The organism is Burkholderia sp. Bp9099 (genome assembly GCF_003857805.1).
GTDB lineage: Bacteria > Pseudomonadota > Gammaproteobacteria > Burkholderiales > Burkholderiaceae > Burkholderia.
In genome coordinates, this window is record NZ_QTPU01000112.1 from 1 (window position 1) to 356 (window position 356).

General features: G+C 63.8%; 1 pseudogene. It reads left to right on the forward strand.

Annotated features, from left to right (window positions below):
• Nucleotides 1–356 (forward strand): annotated as a pseudogene (locus tag DIE17_RS37160) (virulence factor); the annotation flags it as partial.

Sequence of the window (356 nt, forward strand, 5' to 3'; positions counted from 1 at the left end):
CCCCGACTCGATCCGGCCTTTGCCAAGTCGCGCATGGTCGATCGGATGATGAACTTCTTCGAGATTGGGCCGCCATCACCCAAGACGCTATGGAGCCGCGACACGCCTCCCGACGTGCAAATCACCCAAGGCGGCGCAAACGCCGGCTTCACGTCGCTGAACAACGCGCTGGACTACTTGCAGGCGAACCCCGACAAGACCGTCTGGGCGATGAACTGGGACGCCCCGAACTTCCCGCCCACGGATGCGCAGATCAACGAGAACCTCGTCGTGCTGTTCCTCGCCGGCCCGAACTTCAACACCGAGCGCGAACCGCTCGCCTGGATCGGCAAGGCCGCAACCGGCAACACGCACGA